We start from the raw sequence: 17,126 nt of genomic DNA, 5'->3' as shown, positions 1-17,126 counted from the left end.
GCATGCTGCGGCAGATCCTTCCGGCCCTCACCCTTCTGCTGAGCCTGTTTCTGCTGCCGCATCACGCTGGAGCGCAAGCCACCTTCGACCCATCCCTGCCCGCGCTGTTAGATGTCACCGGCGTGGCCGCCGACGACACGCTCAACATCCGTCAGGCCCCCTCCGGCAAAGCCGCCAAGATCGATGAATTGTCGCCTTTCGCCCGCAACGTCGAAGTGACCGCCGTAAATGACAGCGGCACATGGGGCCGCATCAACCATGCCGAGGCCAGCGGCTGGGTCTCACTGCGCTTTCTGCGTCGACAGCATGACATGACCTGGCACGACGCGCCGCATGGGCTCAGCTGTTTTGGCACCGAACCGTTCTGGGCCGCCGATCTCACTGCCGACCGGCAGAGCTTCCGGTTTCAGTTCTTTGACGATCCGGTGCTCGACATGGCGGTGGACTGGCGCGCCTCTCCGGAAAACCGCGTTGCTGGCGTGTTTGGCTTTGCGGCCAGCCACTTTGACGCCACAGCCTTCGCCACCCTGCGTCGGGCCACTTGCAGCGACGGGATGAGCGATCGGCTCTATGGCCTCGGCACCGAGGTGTTCGTCACCCAATACGGACAAACCCGTGCCTATCAGGGCTGCTGCAGCCTGTCCCCCTGACCCGCTTTCATTGATCTGAAAATACTCCCGCCGGAGGCCCACCCGAGGGGCGGCTTGCGCCCCGAGATATCCTGCCTGCGCGCCAGCGCAGACCGCTGGATCACGCAACGGCAGATTCGTTACGCAACCACGCGGCAGGTCAGGTTGATGCGCCCGCCCTTCTCTAGCAAGGTCGAGGACCCAAACCGCAGCCGATCCACCCCGTGATGGACCAAACGCGCCGCGCCGCCCATGACCAGCACATCGCCAGAATTCAGCCAGATCGACTCGGTCTTGCCGCCGCGTTCCAGATTGCCCACCCGAAACAGCGCATCATCCCCCAGCGATACAGATAGCACCGGCCAGTTGAAATCGCCCTCATCCCGGTCCTGGTGCATCCCCATTTTGCTGCCTTCGCCGTAGTAGTTGATTAGACAGCAATCCGGATCCCGCTCCGCGTTGACCAGATCGCGCCACAGGGTCAGCACCTGATCGGGGATCTTCGGCCAGGCCACACCAGAAGGATGGCGCGGCTCATAGCGATAGCCGCGCCGGTCCGTGACCCAGCCCAGCCGCCCGGCCGAAGTCATCCGCACCGACATCGCTTTGCCTGATGCTGTCACCGGGGTGAAAAACGGCGCTTGCCGGGCACATTCTCTCAGCGCCGCGACCAATGCCTCCTGCGCCTCAGAAGGAATCAGACCGGCATAGATCTGCACCCCGCGCAGGCTCACCGAAGGGGTCCGGGCCACGCTCATGTCCCGCCCCAGCGCGCTAATCGCGAACAAAGATCAAAGAATCGCGCCGGAATCACCGATTCCCTCCTTTTGCAGTGCTTGCAGGGTCTCTCTGCCCTCCCTATATACGCCGAGAAGCGCAAGGAAACCACTCCGGACCTTGCACAAACCAGATCGGGGCAGGATGCCAAAACGGGTCCATGCCTCGTGCAATCGCCTTGAAGTGAAAAGGGATCAAAGTATGTCGAAAGTCATCGGTATTGACCTCGGGACCACCAACAGCTGCGTCGCGCTGATGGATGGTTCGCAGCCAAAAGTTATCGAAAACGCGGAAGGTGCCCGCACCACCCCCTCGATCGTCGCCTTCACCGACGACGAGCGTCTGGTAGGCCAGCCGGCGAAACGCCAGGCCGTCACCAACGCAGCCAACACCATCTTTGGTGTAAAACGTCTGGTTGGCCGTCGTGCAGACGACGCGCATCTGGCCAAAGACAAGAAAAACCTGCCCTTCGCTGTTGTGAACGGCGGCAACGGGGATGCATGGGTCGAAGCCAAGGGTGAGCAGTACTCCCCGTCGCAGATTTCGGCCTTCATCCTGGGCAAAATGAAAGAAACCGCAGAATCCTATCTGGGCGAAGAAGTCACTCAGGCGGTGATCACGGTTCCTGCCTACTTCAACGACGCCCAGCGTCAGGCCACCAAAGACGCCGGCAAAATCGCTGGCCTCGAAGTGCTGCGGATCATCAACGAACCGACCGCTGCGGCGCTGGCCTATGGTCTGGACAAAGAAGAAACCCAAACCATCGCGGTCTATGACCTTGGTGGCGGTACCTTCGACGTGACCATTCTGGAAATCGACGACGGCCTGTTCGAAGTGAAATCGACCAACGGTGACACCTTCCTGGGTGGTGAAGACTTTGACATGCGCATCGTCAACTACCTGGCGGATGAGTTCAAAAAAGAACACGGCGCCGACCTGACCAAGGACAAGATGGCCCTGCAGCGTCTGAAAGAAGCCGCAGAGAAAGCCAAGATCGAACTGTCCTCGGCACAGCAGACCGAAATCAACCAGCCGTTCATCTCGATGGACGCGACCACCGGTCAGCCGCTGCACCTGGTTGTCAAACTGACCCGTGCCAAGCTGGAAAGCCTGGTTGCCGACCTAATCAAGAACTCGATCAAACCCTGCCAGGCCGCGCTGAAAGACGCCGGTCTGACCACCGGTGACATCGACGAAGTTGTTCTGGTGGGTGGTATGACCCGGATGCCGAAAGTGATCGAAGAGGTCACCAAATTCTTCGGCAAGGAGCCGCACAAAGGTGTGAATCCGGACGAAGTTGTGGCCATGGGCGCCGCCATTCAGGCTGGTGTTCTGCAGGGTGATGTGAAAGACGTTGTTCTGCTGGACGTGACCCCGCTGTCGCTGGGCATCGAAACGCTGGGTGGCGTGTTCACTCGTCTGATCGACCGCAACACCACGATCCCGACCAAGAAGTCGCAGGTTTTCTCGACCGCCGAGGACAACCAAAATGCTGTGACCATCCGGGTTTTCCAGGGTGAGCGTGAAATGGCTGCGGACAACAAGATCCTGGGCCAGTTCAACCTCGAAGACATCCCGCCCGCCCCGCGCGGCATGCCTCAGATCGAAGTGACCTTCGACATCGACGCCAACGGCATCGTGTCGGTGGGCGCCAAGGACAAGGCAACCGGCAAAGAACAGCAGATCACCATCCAGGCCTCCGGTGGCCTCAGCGAGGATGACATCGAACAGATGGTCAAAGACGCTGAAGAAAACGCTGAAGCCGATAAGGAGCGTCGTGAACTGGTCGAAGCCCGCAACCAGGCCGAAAGCCTCATCCTGTCGACCGAAAAGTCGATGGAAGAGCATTCGGACAAAGTGGACCCGACCACCATCGAAGCCATCGAACTGGCCATTGCCGCCCTCAAGGACGACCTGGCAAAGGACGACGTCAAGGCAGACAAGCTGCAGTCCGGCATCCAGAACGTGACCGAATCGGCGATGAAACTGGGTGAGGCCATCTACAAGGCCGCTCAGCAAGAAGGCGAAGCCGAAGAAGGTCCCGTCGACGTAGACGACACCGCCGCTCAGGCCGGTGACGACGATATCGTTGACGCCGACTTCGAGGATCTGGACGACGACAAGCGCGCGTAATCCGCGTTTTCCTAGGAACACAATCGGGGGCCGGCCCATCCCGGGCCGGCCTCTGACGTTCCGCAAGAAGGGGTAACCCAATGGCAAAACGGGATTATTACGAAACACTGGGCGCGGCCAAAGGGGCCTCGGCCGATGAGTTGAAAAAGGCCTATCGCAAGAAGGCCAAAGAACTGCACCCGGACCGCAACAGCGACAACCCGGACGCCGAAGCGCAGTTCAAAGAAGTCAACGAAGCCTATGACGTCCTGAAAGACGCCGAGAAAAAGGCCGCTTACGACCGCTTTGGTCATGCTGCCTTCGAAGGTGGCATGGGCGGTGGCGGTGGACGTCCCGGCGGCGGCTTTGGCGGTCAGGACGCTGGCTTTGGCTCTTTCTCGGACATCTTCGACGATCTGTTCGGCGGCGGCACGGGCGGCGGCGGCGGTGGCCGCAATCGCGCGGCCCGTGGGGCCGATCTGCGCTACAATCTGCGTATCTCGCTGGAAGAAGCCTATAACGGCCAGCAGAAAACCATCAAGGTGCCCACCTCGGTGGCCTGCGACAGCTGTGATGGCTCCGGTGCAGAAGGCGGCGCAGAACCGCAGGTCTGTCCCACCTGTTCCGGCATCGGCAAGGTGCGGGCACAGCAGGGCTTCTTCACCGTTGAACGCACCTGCCCCACCTGTTCCGGCCTCGGCCAGATCATCCAGAACCCCTGTAAGGGCTGTGGCGGTCAAGGCCGTGTGCAGAAGGACCGTTCGCTCAGCGTCAACATCCCCGCGGGCGTGGAAACCGGCACCCGCATCCGTCTGGCGGGCGAAGGCGAAGCTGGCATGCGCGGCGGCCCGACGGGCGACCTCTACATCTTCATCGAAGTGGGCAAACACCAGATCTTCGAACGCGAAGACAGCGATCTGTTCTGCCGCGTGCCGGTCTCCATGACCGTTGCGGCCATGGGTGGCGATATCGAAGTGCCCACCATCGACGGTGGCCGCTCCCGCGTGAAGATCCCTGCCGGCAGCCAATCCGGCCGCCAGATGCGCCTGCGCGGCAAAGGCATGCCCGCCCTGCGCGGCAGCCACACCGGTGACATGTTCATCGAGCTGGCGGTGGAAACCCCGGTGAACCTGACCACCCGCCAGAAAGAACTGCTGAAAGAGTTCGAGGAGCTGTCCGAGGACAACAACCCCGAAAGCTCCAGCTTCTTCTCTTCGGTGAAAAACTTCTGGGACAGCATGAAAGGCTGATCCAACAAAAGGGCGCTCCGGCGCCCTTTTTTATGGCCTGTTTTGCTAAGGCCCGCCACTAGCGCAAACGGTCGTAGAAACCCTTCCAGCCATCGGGTTCTGGTTCTACTGCCCGATACGCGGTCTGCGCCGTTGCATCCAAAGCCACGTACCACTGCCGGAAATGGCCCATATAATCTTCTCCCGCTCCCATGCGCCAGCCCACGCTGCTGCGTTCATAAGTGGGAAACAGCACCCAGGGCGGCTGTAACGGGTTGGACAGGCTCTGCAACCACGCCTGATGCCGCCGTAATTCCTCGTCCAGTTCAGTTCGCAAATTCTCTGGTATGACGCCGTCTTGGATCCGCCATGACCTCCCTTTTTTCACCACACTGGCTCCCGCTAAATTTCACGCCACACGACGGTTAATACAGCTTTTCAACGATCCCAAAATACTCCGGGTGAATGGGGGCAAATCGCAGATTTGACCGCAGAGGGCAGCGCCCTTAACGCTTTGCTAACCTTTCTGCCCAACGCTGACGCCATGAGCCATTTCAGCGAATCCCCTTTGCCATTGTTTCAGGACGCGGTGCCCTTACCCGATTCTGCGCCTGCATCCACACCGTCCAAACGGTCCAAGCTGCCAGCACGCCAGCCCAGCTATATCCGCGACCACCGCAAACGGCTGCGGGACAGGTTTCTGACAGGTGGGGCGGATGCTCTGCCAGACTATGAACTGCTGGAACTGGTGCTGTTCCGCGCCATCCCCCGACAAGATGTTAAACCCTTGGCCCGGCTGTTGCTGGACACCTTTGGTGACTTCAACCGCACCCTATCGGCACCAATCCCACGGCTTGCGGCGGTTGCGGGGGTGGGCGACGCCGTGATCTGCGAACTGAAGCTGGTGGAAGCGGCGGCACACCGGCTGTCGCGCGCCCGTGTGATGCAGCGCCATGTGGTCAGCAGCTGGGACGCGCTTCTGGACTATTGTCACACCACGATGGCGCATCGTGACACGGAACAGTTCCGGGTTCTCTATCTGGATCGCAAAAACGTGCTGATCGCGGATGAGGCGCAGGCGCGCGGCACAGTGGATCACGTGCCGGTCTACCCACGCGAAGTGGTGAAACGGGCACTGGAGCTCAACGCCTCTGCCCTCATTCTGGTGCACAACCACCCCTCCGGCGACCCCACCCCGTCAGAGGCGGATATCGCCATGACCCAACAGATTCACCGCGCCGCTGAGGCGTTGAGCGTGACGCTTCATGACCATTTGATCATCGGAAAATCCGCAGAAATCTCTTTTCGCGCAGAAGGGCTGCTGTAATGCTTCAGCGCAGCCAGACCTCAACCCGGCGGTTCACCTGACGGCCCCAGGCACTGTCATCACAGGCCATCGGCATGGCTTCGCCAAACCCATCGGCGCTCAGGCTCACCTGATCAAAGCTGGCGGTTTCCGCCGCCTCCCGCACCGCAGCCAGCACCGTTTCGGCGCGTTTCAGCGCGATCCTCTGGTTGGCGGCCGCGCCGCCTTCGCCATCGCTAAACCCGGCAAACAGCATGTCGCGGGTGTCATAAAATCCCGCTTCCAATCCCTGCGCCAACAGTTCTACGTTGGAGCGTGACTGCGCGTCCAGACGGCTCGATCCCGTTTCAAAACGGAAAGACAGCGACAGGCGGCGCTTGTCCGACAGCGCGGTCACCATTGCCTGCAACTCTCCCAGATCCACCACATCGCCATCATCCACAGCCGCCTGTGCAATCGCATTGGCAAACCGGTTACCCTGCGCGTTGATCGCAATTTCTTCGGGTGTCTGATCGGTCAGGCCAGCACGGCGAATGACCAGCTGCGCGGCTTCGGATCGGGTGAAGCTGATGAAATCTCGCCCCAGTTTTGGCAGCCGCCGCGCTGGCAGGTACAGGAACATCGGCGCCGACAGCGGGTAGTCCTCGGTCTTGAGGCTCAACCGGTCCGCCCCCAATGTGAACCCACAGGCGCCACTCAACGGCACCTGTTTGATGTCCGCCGCCGCACTGACGCTGGTGAGGCCCAGGCCAAAAGGATCCCGTGCCACCGCATCGACCAGTGCCAGATCGCTGTCATAGCGCTTTGCCCCTTCCGCCACGGACTTGCCCGCCGGGCGCAGCAGCCTGTCTTCGACCACCTGCCACAGGCCCGAGGTTTCCCCGCGCAGATGCAGGGTGATGGGGGCGTCCGGGCCGCCCAGCTGAGCCCAGTTGCTGACGTCCCCTGCCACCACACGGGCCAGATCGGGGGTGGAGATTTTCAGCAACGGATTGTCCCGCGCCACCACCGGCACCAGACCGTCCAGAGCCAGAACGCGGCCCCGGCGCGGACCGGTCAGATCGCCCATGCCTGCCTCTTCGATACGTTGCACTTCTGCGGGGCGCACCTCGCGCAGGGCCATGACGATATCGGCCTCATTGGCCAAGAGGTCAGCGAACCCTTCATCGGTATTGGTCAGCCGCAGCGTCAGAATTCCGGCGATCCGGCCGCCCTGCGCCTCGGCCAGTGTCATGATCAGGTGGCGTTGATCAGTGCGCTGGCGGGTAACACGGTAGCCGTTGCGGTCTGCAAAGGCCTGCACCAAGGCCGGGATCAGCACCCGCCCCATCGTGTCCGAACCCGAGAGCGCGATTTCGGCCACGTAATCCTCAAGGTTGGGACAGGCCGGCCCTTCGCAAAGCACGCCGGACCCATCCACCGTTAATTCGCCATAGATCGTCTGAACGCGGTAAAACTCGCCGTCAAAGCCCAGCAGGTCACCGGAGATTTCCACCGTCCCATCGCGTGAAGTGAGGGTGACGTCCTGTGCCAACAGCATCTGCACCATGCTGACAAGAAAAAGTGCGGCGAGAGTCGCCGCACGCAAAATGATCATTGCTCTGTCCCTGCCCGATCTGATCTGCGCCGCTTACTTGGCGGCGATTTTCAGGTCTTGTAACAGGTTTTTCAACAGCAGAAAGTCACCAACCGTGTCACAGCCCGGCACCGAGAGCGACAACTCGCGCACATCAAGGCTGCCCGAGGGGTGCCATTGAATGGCTTCGGCCTGAATGTCCTGGTTGCAGTTCATCGCTGTCACCTCTGCCTCAATCGACAGCTGGATGTCGCCGCCCTCTGACACGGCAGCCGGCACGGTGTAGACCTCTGCGCGGTAGCTTTCCGGCAAGGCGCGGTCGCCCAGCAGGGTCAGCGCGGCGCCTGCCTGCGTCGCCTGTAGCGCGCCGTTCCAAACGTGGCCCGCCTGGCCGTAATCGGCCCCAAATTCGCGTGCGTGCAGTTCAATCCCCAGATCGCCCCGCCACTGCGCGGCGGCCCGTTCATATTGATCCAGATCCGGCACCATCACGTGCCCCACAGCCCCGTCGCCATTGCCAAAATCCGCAATGAACACAGCCGAGGTGGCCAGTGCTGGGGCAGAGACAGCAAGCTGTCCGTCAGTATCTGTCATATGGGTGAACATCAGCCCGTTGTGGTGGAAAGTCACACGTTGATCCGGCAGGCAGGGCGCATCTACCGTCATCAGCACCATGGCACCGGTTTGCGCTGTCAGCGACAGGCTGGGGTCACATTGGCGGCTTGGCACCTCCAGCACGGGCAGGTCCAGATCCGACGGAGCCTCCAACTGCGGGGCAGCGGCAACACGTGTCACCGGCTCTTCTGCGGGCAACACCGGCGCGGCATCTGCGCTGGTGTCATTCACCGGCAGGTCCGTGGCGGTCCCAGAGGTGCCGACGGTCAGGGTGATCCCGGACAGTTCGATCCGGTCGGAAGGGGCCGCCGCAGCCAGCTGCTGAGGTTTTGACTGCCCCGGCACCTCTGCCCCGTTCTGCATGACAAAGCCGATGCCAAAAGCCATCGAAAGCGATGCGCAGCCCATCAGAATACGGTTTGTCAGAGCCATTTTGGCCTCCTGCCACAGACTAACTCCCTGCCATTGGACTGCGGAAAAGGGGCAGAAAAAGGGCGCAGGCGCGGAGTCTTTCGGACCCCGCGCCTGCGTTTGCGTTCGGAAATGTTTGACCGGTCGTTAAGACAGGCGACCGTGGCAATGTTTGAATTTCTTGCCGGAGCCACAGGGGCATTGATCGTTACGGCTGGGATTGCCCCAGGTCGTGGGATCATTTTCATCAAAGCCTTCCAGAGCCTCACCGGTTGGCTCTTCTGCTGGCGCGGCGGGGGCTGCGGCCTGTTGCATCTGTGCCTGCTGAGCCATCATCTGTTCCATGATCGCGCGCTGCTCTTCTTCGGTCATCGGGCGGACCTGCCCCAGCTTCTGGGACACATCTTCGCGCAGACCGTCCAACAGCGATTCAAACAGCTGGAAGCTTTCGGTCTTATACTCGTTCAGCGGATCACGCTGCGCATAGCCGCGGAATCCAACAACCGAGCGCAGGTGTTCCAGCTTCAGCAGATGTTCGCGCCATTTGGTGTCAATGGTCTGCAGCAGGATCTGCTTTTCGATGTTGCGCATGTTTTCGGCACCGAACTTTTCAGCCTTGTCGGCCATCATCTTGTCGGCTTCGTCTTCCATACGCTCGGCGATCACATCCCCGTCGACGCCCTCTTCATCGCCCCAGGCAATGACCGGCACATCCAGGTTCAGCTTTTCGATGCCCGCTGCATAGAGACCTTCGGTGTTCCACTGATCGGCGTAGGATTTCGGCGGCACAAAGGTATCCACCAGATCGTCGATCACCTGATCGCGCATGTCCTTGACGATCTCCGAGAGATCCTCGGCTTCCATGATTTCGCGACGCTGGCTGAAGATCACCTTCCGCTGTTCGTTCATCACGTCATCGAACTTCAGCAGCTGCTTCCGGATATCGAAGTTGCGCCCTTCGACCTTGGCCTGTGCGCGTTCCAGCGATTTATTCACCCAGGGGTGAATGATCGCTTCGCCTTCTTTCATGCCCAGTTTCGACAGCACCGCGTCCAGACGTTCCGAGCCAAAGATCCGCATCAGGTCATCTTCCAGTGACAGATAGAAAACCGAGCGACCCGGATCACCCTGACGGCCTGAACGGCCGCGCAGCTGGTTGTCGATCCGACGGCTTTCGTGGCGCTCTGTGGCCAGAACGAACAGACCGCCCGCATCCTTCACCGCCTGCTCATCGGTGCCATGTTCAGCCTCGATTTTTTCACGGATTGCGCCGTGATCCCCTTCGGGATCGGCAGCGATGGCTTCCATGATCTTGAATTCGACGTTGCCGCCCAGTTTGATGTCGGTGCCGCGACCGGCCATGTTGGTGGCGATGGTCACCGAACCCAGTTTACCGGCATCGGCCACGATCTGCGCTTCCTGCTCGTGCTGCCGGGCGTTCAGAACATTGTGCGGCACCTTGGCGGCAGTCAGCAACTGGCTGAGGAATTCAGACTTCTCAATCGAGGTGGTGCCAACCAGAACCGGCTGGCCACCTTCGTGGGCTTCTTTGATCGAGTTCACTACCGCATCGAATTTCTCTTTGGCGGTGCGGTAAACCTGATCGTCCTGATCGTCACGGGCGATCGGACGGTTGGTGGGCACTTCGACCACACCCAGACCGTAGATTTCAGCAAATTCCTCGGCCTCGGTGGCCGCGGTGCCGGTCATGCCGCCCAGCTTGTCATAGAGGCGGAAGTAGTTCTGGAACGTCACCTGCGCCAGCGTCACGTTTTCAGGCTGGATCGGGCAGCCCTCTTTGGCCTCAATCGCCTGATGCAGACCTTCGGACAGACGACGGCCCGCCATCATGCGGCCGGTGAACTCGTCAATCAGCACAACGTTGTTGTCGCGAACGATGTAGTCTTTGTCCTTGGTGAACAGCTTGTGGGCGCGCAGACCCTGGTTCACGTGGTGCACAATGGTGGTGCTTTCGGGATCATAAAGGCTCTGCTCTTCGGGCAGGATCTCTGCCTTCTGCAGCAGCTGCTCCAGATATTCGTTGCCCTCATCGGTGAAGGAAACGTTTTTGGTCTTTTCATCAACAGTGTAGTGATCGTCCTGCAGTTCGGGGATGATCTTGTCGATGGTGACATACATCTCGGTGCGGTCTTCGGCAGGGCCCGAAATGATCAGCGGGGTCCGTGCTTCGTCCACCAGGATCGAGTCCACTTCGTCCACCACGGCGAAATAGTGATCCTTCTGCGCGATGTCGGACAGTTCCGACTTCATGTTGTCGCGCAGGTAGTCAAAGCCCAGCTCGTTGTTGGTGGCATAGGTGACGTCACAGGCGTAGGCCTGCTTCTTCTCATCCTCGGGCTGCTGCGGGTAAACCACACCGGTGGTCATGCCCAAAGCGCCATACACCTTGCTCATCCACTCGGCGTCACGTTTCGCCAGATAGTCGTTCACGGTCACAATGTGAACGCCGCGACCGGTCAGCGCGTTCAGATAGGCCGGGAAGGTTGCGACCAGGGTTTTGCCCTCGCCGGTCTTCATTTCCGAGATGTTGCCCTGATGCAGGAAGATGCCGCCCATCAACTGGGTGTCGAAGGCCCGCAGACCCAGCGCCCGCTTGGCGCCTTCACGACAGTTGGCAAAGGCTTCGGGCAGGATCTTTTCCAGGCTTTCACCCTCTTCGACCCGCTTTTTGAACTCAGCCGTCTTTTCGATCAGGGCCTCGTCAGACAGTTTTTCAAACTCGGGTTCCAGCGCGTTGATCTGCTCCACCAACGGGCGGGTTGCCTTGATCTTGCGGTCATTCGGCGTGCCGAAGATCTTCTTGGTAAGCGTTCCGAAACCCAACATTTTCTTTCCGATCCGGTCGTTGACTATAACGTGTGTGGCATTTGCTTGCCGGTTGTCGACGCAACGCCTAAAACAATTGCGAAAACCAGCGATTTAATGGCCTCAAAGCGATGTAAGGGGCGGCTGGTGCAGTGTCAACGTTGCGCGCCATTTGCGTGCCCTCAAAGGACGAATCCCATGTCAAAACGCCTCACTTTCCTGTCAGCCGCCGCACTTTCGCTCACCCTGATGCTGCCAGCCCAAGCCGAGGATGCGCCCGGTGTTGACACCGTGCTGGCCACGGTTGACGGGGTCGAGATCACACTGGGCCACGTTATCCAGACACGCCAGACCCTGCCACCGCAGTACCAGCAACTGCCCGCCGATGTGCTGTTCCCTGGCATTCTGGACCAGCTGATCCAGCAATCCGTGCTGAGCGCCTCGGTTGAAGGTGAACCGAAATCCGTGGCTCTAGCAGTGGAAAACCAGCGCCGTTCGCTGATGGCCAATCTGGCGATTGACGCCATCCTTGCCACCGCGGTCACCAATGAAAAGCTGCAGGCCGAATATGACGCCGCCTATGGCAATGTCGAGGCCGGTCAGGAGTACAACGCCGCTCACATTCTGGTCGAAACCGAAGAGAAGGCCAAAGAGCTGGTCGCCGAAGCCCGTGGCGGTGCTGACTTTGCTGAGCTGGCCAAAGCACACTCCACCGGCCCCTCCGGCCCCAACGGCGGCTCGCTGGGCTGGTTTGGTGCCGGCATGATGGTGCCGCCCTTCGAAGCGGCCACCTTTGCCCTTGAAGTGGGGGCCATTTCCGAGCCGGTGCAGACCCAGTTTGGCTGGCACGTGATCAAACTGAACGAAACCCGCGCCATCGCAGCGCCGAGCCTGGATGAAGTCCGCGGTGAACTGGAAGCCACCGTGCAACAGAAAGCGGTTGAAGCGCAGGTGTTGGCGATGACCGCCGCCGCCAATGTAGACCGTTCCGGCGCCGAAGGCATCGACCCGGCGGTTCTGGACCAGCTGTCGCTCGACGCGGAGTAAATCATGGCCGGAAATATCCCCGTTTCGCCGCTGGCGCCTGCCCGTTTTCCCGACCTGCCTGTGGTGAAGGGGGCAACCTTCGCCACCACCGCCGCAGGTGTGAAATATGCAGACCGCACCGACGTGATGCTGGCGCTTTTGCAGCCCGGCACCACGATGGCGGGCGTGTTCACCCGGTCCGCCACTCGGTCCGCCAACGTGCTGGACTGTCAGGCCAAAATCGGCGCGGACAGTGATGCTGGTGCGGCGATCATCGTGAACTCGGGCAACTCAAACGCCTTCACCGGCAAGGCGGGCGAAGGCTCGGTTGCGGCGATCTGCGCTGCTGTGGCTGCCGAAACCGACCTGCCCGAGGAGCGCGTCTTCACCTCCTCCACCGGTGTGATTGGCGAACGACTGCCGCATGACCGGATCACCGCCAAGGTGGCCGAACTGGCAGGCGCCCAAGACGAAACCGCACTGGAGGACGCCGCCAAGGCGATCATGACCACCGACACTTTCGCCAAAGGCGCCTCCGCCACGGTCGAGATCGGCGGTGAGACCGTCACCATTGCGGGCATCGCCAAAGGGTCAGGCATGGTGGCGCCGGATATGGCCACAATGCTGGTCTATATCTTCACCGATGCGCAGGCCTCGCGCCCCGCGCTGCAAGAGATGTTGGGCGGGCACACCGACAAGACCTTCAACAACATCACCGTGGACAGTGACACTTCGACCTCGGACACGCTGCTGCTGGCAGCCACCGGGGCTTCGGGTGTGAATGTGGATGGCGATGCCACCTTTGCGCAGGCCTTGCATGATGTGATGTTGGATCTGGCGCATCAGGTGGTGCGCGACGGCGAGGGCGCAACCAAGTTTGTCGAGGTCCGCGTGACTGGGGCCGCCAATGACGCCGACGCCCGCACCCATGCAATGGCCATTGCCAATTCACCGCTGATCAAAACCGCCGTTGCGGGTGAAGATCCCAACTGGGGCCGTGTTGTCATGGCCATCGGCAAGTCTGGCGCGGCAGCGGATCGTGATTTGCTGGCCATTCGGTTTGGCGACATTCTGGTGGCAGAAAAAGGCTGGGTCGCCGAAAGCTACACCGAAGACGCCGGTGCCGCCTATATGAAGGCGCAGGATCTGGTAATCGCGGTGGATCTGGGATTGGGTGAAGGCCATGCAACCGCGTGGACCTGCGACCTGACCCACGGCTATATCACCATCAACGCTGACTACCGCTCCTAAGAGCGCCTCAAGACCAAGGAACCGCCCCGCATGACAGACCAAGCCATTGCAACACAAACGCCTGTGAAAACCGTCCTGGTTTCGGCTGTGGCCCTGATCGACAAAGAGGGGCGGATCCTGCTGGCCCAACGACCAGAAGGCAAATCCATGGCCGGCCTTTGGGAATTTCCCGGTGGCAAAGTAGAGGTCGGTGAGACCCCGGAACACGCGCTGATCCGCGAGTTGCAGGAAGAGCTGGGCATCGACACCTGGGCCTCTTGCCTAGCGCCACTGACCTTTGCCAGCCACTCTTATGAGAAATTCCACCTGTTGATGCCGCTGTTTGCCTGCCGCAAGTGGGATGGCATTCCGCAGCCGCGTGAAGGACAGGTGCTGAAGTGGGTCAAACCCGCTGACCTGCGCGATTACCCGATGCCACCGGCCGATATTCCGCTGATCCCGATCCTGCGTGACTGGTTGTAAACCCGCCTCATTCCCGCGCGATTTGGCTTCCTTCCGCTCGATTCACCAGCATTCTGCTTCCAAATTCCCAGCTCGCAGCTGCCTCATCTGCATAGGCACGCCCAAATTGTGGCATTTTTTAGTTTGAATTGCGTCAAAATCCTGTACCCTGCCAAAATCTTTGGTGGGGATTAAAGATATGATAAAGACTATCGTAATCGGAAAATACATTTCCGTGCAGGGCAACTTCGTGAAGAATCTGCCCGGCGGGAAGATGATGGTGCGCGTTGGGGATCGTCTGTTTGCTGGCACGCCGGTGGGCAGCAAAGCTGCTTAACTTCAAACACAGCGCACAACGAAAAAGGGACGGCCTGCGCCGTCCCTTTTCTTTTGCTGTCCCGACACAGGGTCGGGGGAGGGCAAGCTGTTAGTCCAGCTTGCGCTCAATCTCTTCACGCTCAAAGATCTCGATGACATCACCGGGGCGGATATCGTCGTAGTTCTCGAACGCCATGCCGCATTCCTGACCCGAGATCACTTCTTTGACTTCGTCTTTGAAGCGTTTCAGCGTCTTCAGGGTGCCTTCGTGGATCACCACGTTGTCGCGCAGCAGGCGCACGCCGGCGGAACGACGGGCAACACCTTCGGTGACCAGACAGCCAGCAACTTTGCCAACACCGGTCACCTTGAAGACTTCGCGGATTTCCGAGTAACCGATGAAGTTTTCGCGGATCTCTGCGGACAGCAGACCCGAGGCCGCGGCTTTCACGTCATCCACCAGGTCATAGATGACCGAGTAGTAGCGGATCTCCACACCCTTCTGGTTGGCGGTGTTCCGTGCCGAGGCGTTGGCACGGACGTTGAAGCCCATGATCGGCGCCCCAGAGGCTTCGGCCAGACCCACGTCGGTTTCGGTGATCGCACCTACACCGTAGTGCAGCACGCGCACGCGCACTTCGTCGTTGCCGATCTTTTCCATCGCCTGAACGATGGCTTCGGCAGAACCCTGCACGTCGGCCTTCACGAGGATCGGCAGTTCCTGCACGTTCTCGTCGTCCTTGGCTTTCTGCATCAGCTGTTCCAGCGTCGCAGCAGCACCGGCAGCGGCACGTTTTTCCTTGGCGGCGTCATGACGGTATTCCGCGATCTCACGGGCTTGTGCCTCGGTCTCAACCACGTTCAACACGTCGCCCGCTTCGGGGGTACCGTTCAGACCCAGAACCTCAACCGGAACCGAAGGACCAGCTTCGTCAACACGGGCGCCTTTGTCGTCGACCAGCGCGCGGACTTTACCCCACTGCTCACCCACAACGAAGATGTCGCCTTTCTTCAGCGTACCCTTCTGCACCAGAACGGTGGCCACAGGACCACGGCCCACATCCAGCTGCGCCTCGATCACCGCGCCTTCGGCGTTGCGGTCGGGGTTGGCTTTCAGTTCCAGAATTTCGGCCTGCAGCGCAATTGCGTCTAGCAGTTCATCCAGACCCTGGCCGGTGATGGCCGAAACCTCAACGTCCTGCACTTCGCCGGACATGGCTTCCACGATCACTTCGTGCTGCAGCAGCTCTGCGCGCACTTTCTGCGGATCGGCTGCCGGGCGGTCGATTTTGTTGATCGCAACGATCATCGGAACACCAGCTGCCTTGGCGTGGCTGATAGCTTCAACCGTCTGCGGCATGACCGAGTCATCCGCCGCAACCACCAGAATAACGATATCCGTCACCTGAGCCCCGCGCGAGCGCATCGAGGTGAAGGCCGCGTGGCCCGGGGTATCGAGGAAGCTCAGCGTTACACCGCTGTCGGTTTTCACCTGATACGCACCGATGTGCTGGGTGATGCCGCCGGCTTCGCCTGCGGTCACCTTGGCGTTGCGGATCGCATCCAACAGCGAGGTTTTGCCGTGGTCAACGTGACCCATGATGGTCACCACCGGCGGACGCGACTGCAGGTCGTCGGTGTTGTCTTCGATCTGCTGGATCACGTCTTCAACGTCGGAGTCGGACACACGCTGAATGTTGTGGCCAAATTCTTCGACGATCAGTTCCGCGGTATCAGCGTCGATCGATTGGTTCTGCGTGACCATCATGCCCATTTTCATGAGCGATTTCACAACATCAGCCACACGTTCAGCCATCCGGTTTGCCAGTTCCGAAACCACAATGGTTTCAGGCACCTGCACGTCACGGACAACCTTTTCACGCTCAACCGGCGCACCCATGGCTTTCTGGCGGGCGCGTTCCTGTTTCCGCTTCATCGCGGCCAGCGATTTCTGACGGCCACCTTCGCCACCAGTCAGCGCCTGGTTGACGGTCAGCTTGCCAGAACGACGGTTGTCGCCACCACGGCCTTTGCCGCGCTGGTTGCGATCGTCACGCTCTTTCTTACGCTCAGGCGCTGCCGGGGCCGGACCGGTCTTGGGACCAGTACGGGCAGGCGCGGCGGCCTCTTTCTTGGGCTGAGCCGCTTCGGCAGCAGCGCGTTTGGCGGCCTCTTCGGCCTCCTTCTTCTTGCGCGCTTCCTCTTCAGCTTTCGCTTTCAGAGCTGCTTCGCGTTCACGCTCTTCACGTTCCTTGGCCTCAGCCTCTTCGCGGCGGCGCTGACGCGCTTCCTCGCGGGCTTTTTCCTCGGCTTCGCGTTTGGCAGCCTCTTCAACTTCGCGGGCCTTCGCGGCCTGCAAAGCGCGCATCCGGCGCTCCATCTCTGCATCGGAAATGCCAGCCGGACGTTTGGAGGGATCGCCGCCAGCCTGTCCAGGCCGACCGCCACCGGGTTTTGCGGCGCCGGGTTTGGGAACCACAACGCGCTTGCGCTTGGTCTCCACCACGACGTTTTTGGTACGGCCATGGCTGAAGCTCTGCTTCACGTTACCCGCGCGCGGGCCGCCACGAACACCCAAAGTCTTTTTACCGTCGTTGTCGCTCATCTGG

The 17,126-nt window shown here is 60.5% G+C and carries 14 protein-coding genes; 8 read left to right on the top strand and 6 right to left on the bottom strand.

The window, feature by feature from the left end; genetic code table 11:
- Positions 1–2: 2 nt before the first annotated feature.
- A complete protein-coding gene (locus tag SIC14_RS06025; protein ID WP_412564921.1) occupies positions 3–650 on the top strand; it encodes a peptide-binding protein in 648 nt (215 codons plus the stop codon).
- A gap of 119 nt (positions 651–769) precedes the next feature.
- Here the strand turns inward: SIC14_RS06025 and SIC14_RS06020 are convergent, their stop codons facing one another.
- On the bottom strand, positions 770–1,387 hold the full coding sequence (locus SIC14_RS06020) for an alpha-ketoglutarate-dependent dioxygenase AlkB family protein (protein ID WP_412564920.1): 618 nt from the start codon (positions 1,385–1,387) through the stop codon (positions 770–772).
- Positions 1,388–1,607: 220 nt separating this feature from the next.
- Here SIC14_RS06020 and dnaK point away from each other — a divergent pair, with 220 nt between their 5' ends.
- Positions 1,608–3,539: a molecular chaperone DnaK gene (dnaK, locus tag SIC14_RS06015; RefSeq protein ID WP_412564919.1), complete on the top strand. Its 1,932-nt coding sequence runs from the start codon at positions 1,608–1,610 to the stop codon at positions 3,537–3,539.
- Between the two features lie 80 nt (positions 3,540–3,619).
- The gene (dnaJ, locus tag SIC14_RS06010; protein ID WP_412564918.1) at positions 3,620–4,768 is read left to right on the top strand and encodes a molecular chaperone DnaJ; all 1,149 of its coding nucleotides are present in this window, start codon (positions 3,620–3,622) and stop codon (positions 4,766–4,768) included.
- Positions 4,769–4,826: 58 nt separating this feature from the next.
- On the opposite strand, the gene SIC14_RS06005 is transcribed toward dnaJ, so the two are convergent.
- Entirely contained in the window at positions 4,827–5,138 is a 312-nt protein-coding gene (locus tag SIC14_RS06005) for a hypothetical protein (RefSeq protein WP_412564917.1), read from the bottom strand.
- A 153-nt stretch (positions 5,139–5,291) separates the two neighbouring features.
- Here SIC14_RS06005 and radC point away from each other — a divergent pair, with 153 nt between their 5' ends.
- The gene (radC, locus tag SIC14_RS06000) at positions 5,292–6,074 is read left to right on the top strand and encodes a RadC family protein (RefSeq protein ID WP_412564916.1); all 783 of its coding nucleotides are present in this window, start codon (positions 5,292–5,294) and stop codon (positions 6,072–6,074) included.
- Between the two features lie 4 nt (positions 6,075–6,078).
- Here radC and SIC14_RS05995 read toward each other — a convergent pair whose 3' ends face one another.
- The 3 genes from SIC14_RS05995 to secA all read right to left on the bottom strand — a co-directional run bounded on the left by SIC14_RS05995 (position 6,079) and on the right by secA (position 11,502).
- A complete protein-coding gene (locus SIC14_RS05995) occupies positions 6,079–7,650 on the bottom strand; it encodes a substrate-binding domain-containing protein (RefSeq protein ID WP_412564915.1) in 1,572 nt (523 codons plus the stop codon).
- 33 nt (positions 7,651–7,683) lie between these two features.
- Positions 7,684–8,676, bottom strand: coding sequence for a hypothetical protein (locus SIC14_RS05990; protein ID WP_412564914.1), 993 nt, complete (start codon positions 8,674–8,676; stop codon positions 7,684–7,686).
- 126 nt (positions 8,677–8,802) lie between these two features.
- Entirely contained in the window at positions 8,803–11,502 is a 2,700-nt protein-coding gene (gene secA / locus SIC14_RS05985) for a preprotein translocase subunit SecA (protein WP_412564913.1), read from the bottom strand.
- A gap of 177 nt (positions 11,503–11,679) precedes the next feature.
- On the opposite strand from secA, the gene SIC14_RS05980 reads away from it, so the two are divergent.
- The 4 genes from SIC14_RS05980 to SIC14_RS05965 all read left to right on the top strand — a co-directional run bounded on the left by SIC14_RS05980 (position 11,680) and on the right by SIC14_RS05965 (position 14,536).
- Positions 11,680–12,528, top strand: a complete 849-nt coding sequence (locus SIC14_RS05980; protein ID WP_412564912.1) for a peptidylprolyl isomerase — start codon at positions 11,680–11,682, stop codon at positions 12,526–12,528.
- 3 nt (positions 12,529–12,531) lie between these two features.
- A complete protein-coding gene (gene argJ / locus SIC14_RS05975) occupies positions 12,532–13,758 on the top strand; it encodes a bifunctional glutamate N-acetyltransferase/amino-acid acetyltransferase ArgJ (protein WP_412564911.1) in 1,227 nt (408 codons plus the stop codon).
- Positions 13,759–13,821: 63 nt separating this feature from the next.
- Entirely contained in the window at positions 13,822–14,220 is a 399-nt protein-coding gene (gene mutT, locus SIC14_RS05970; RefSeq protein WP_412565831.1) for an 8-oxo-dGTP diphosphatase MutT, read from the top strand.
- Positions 14,221–14,398: 178 nt separating this feature from the next.
- Entirely contained in the window at positions 14,399–14,536 is a 138-nt protein-coding gene (locus SIC14_RS05965; RefSeq protein WP_412564910.1) for a hypothetical protein, read from the top strand.
- A 90-nt stretch (positions 14,537–14,626) separates the two neighbouring features.
- Here the strand turns inward: SIC14_RS05965 and infB are convergent, their stop codons facing one another.
- Positions 14,627–17,122: a translation initiation factor IF-2 gene (infB, locus tag SIC14_RS05960; RefSeq protein ID WP_412565830.1), complete on the bottom strand. Its 2,496-nt coding sequence runs from the start codon at positions 17,120–17,122 to the stop codon at positions 14,627–14,629.
- Positions 17,123–17,126 lie beyond the last annotated feature (4 nt).

The sequence above is a fragment of the Thalassobius sp. MITS945101 genome (assembly GCF_047123305.1).
Taxonomy (GTDB): Bacteria; Pseudomonadota; Alphaproteobacteria; order Rhodobacterales; family Rhodobacteraceae; genus Thalassobius.
This window is presented reverse-complemented; position numbering and strand designations above follow the sequence as displayed.

Coding starts and splice junctions, on each gene's coding strand:
- SIC14_RS06025 (WP_412564921.1), top strand. CDS start 3: ATGCTGCGGCAGATCCTTCCGGCCCTCACCCTTCTGCTGAGCCTGTTT.
- SIC14_RS06020 (WP_412564920.1), bottom strand. CDS start 1,387: ATGAGCGTGGCCCGGACCCCTTCGGTGAGCCTGCGCGGGGTGCAGATC.
- dnaK (WP_412564919.1), top strand. CDS start 1,608: ATGTCGAAAGTCATCGGTATTGACCTCGGGACCACCAACAGCTGCGTC.
- dnaJ (WP_412564918.1), top strand. CDS start 3,620: ATGGCAAAACGGGATTATTACGAAACACTGGGCGCGGCCAAAGGGGCC.
- radC (WP_412564916.1), top strand. CDS start 5,292: ATGAGCCATTTCAGCGAATCCCCTTTGCCATTGTTTCAGGACGCGGTG.
- SIC14_RS05995 (WP_412564915.1), bottom strand. CDS start 7,650: ATGATCATTTTGCGTGCGGCGACTCTCGCCGCACTTTTTCTTGTCAGC.
- SIC14_RS05990 (WP_412564914.1), bottom strand. CDS start 8,676: ATGGCTCTGACAAACCGTATTCTGATGGGCTGCGCATCGCTTTCGATG.
- secA (WP_412564913.1), bottom strand. CDS start 11,502: ATGTTGGGTTTCGGAACGCTTACCAAGAAGATCTTCGGCACGCCGAAT.
- SIC14_RS05980 (WP_412564912.1), top strand. CDS start 11,680: ATGTCAAAACGCCTCACTTTCCTGTCAGCCGCCGCACTTTCGCTCACC.
- argJ (WP_412564911.1), top strand. CDS start 12,532: ATGGCCGGAAATATCCCCGTTTCGCCGCTGGCGCCTGCCCGTTTTCCC.
- SIC14_RS05965 (WP_412564910.1), top strand. CDS start 14,399: ATGATAAAGACTATCGTAATCGGAAAATACATTTCCGTGCAGGGCAAC.
- infB (WP_412565830.1), bottom strand. CDS start 17,122: ATGAGCGACAACGACGGTAAAAAGACTTTGGGTGTTCGTGGCGGCCCG.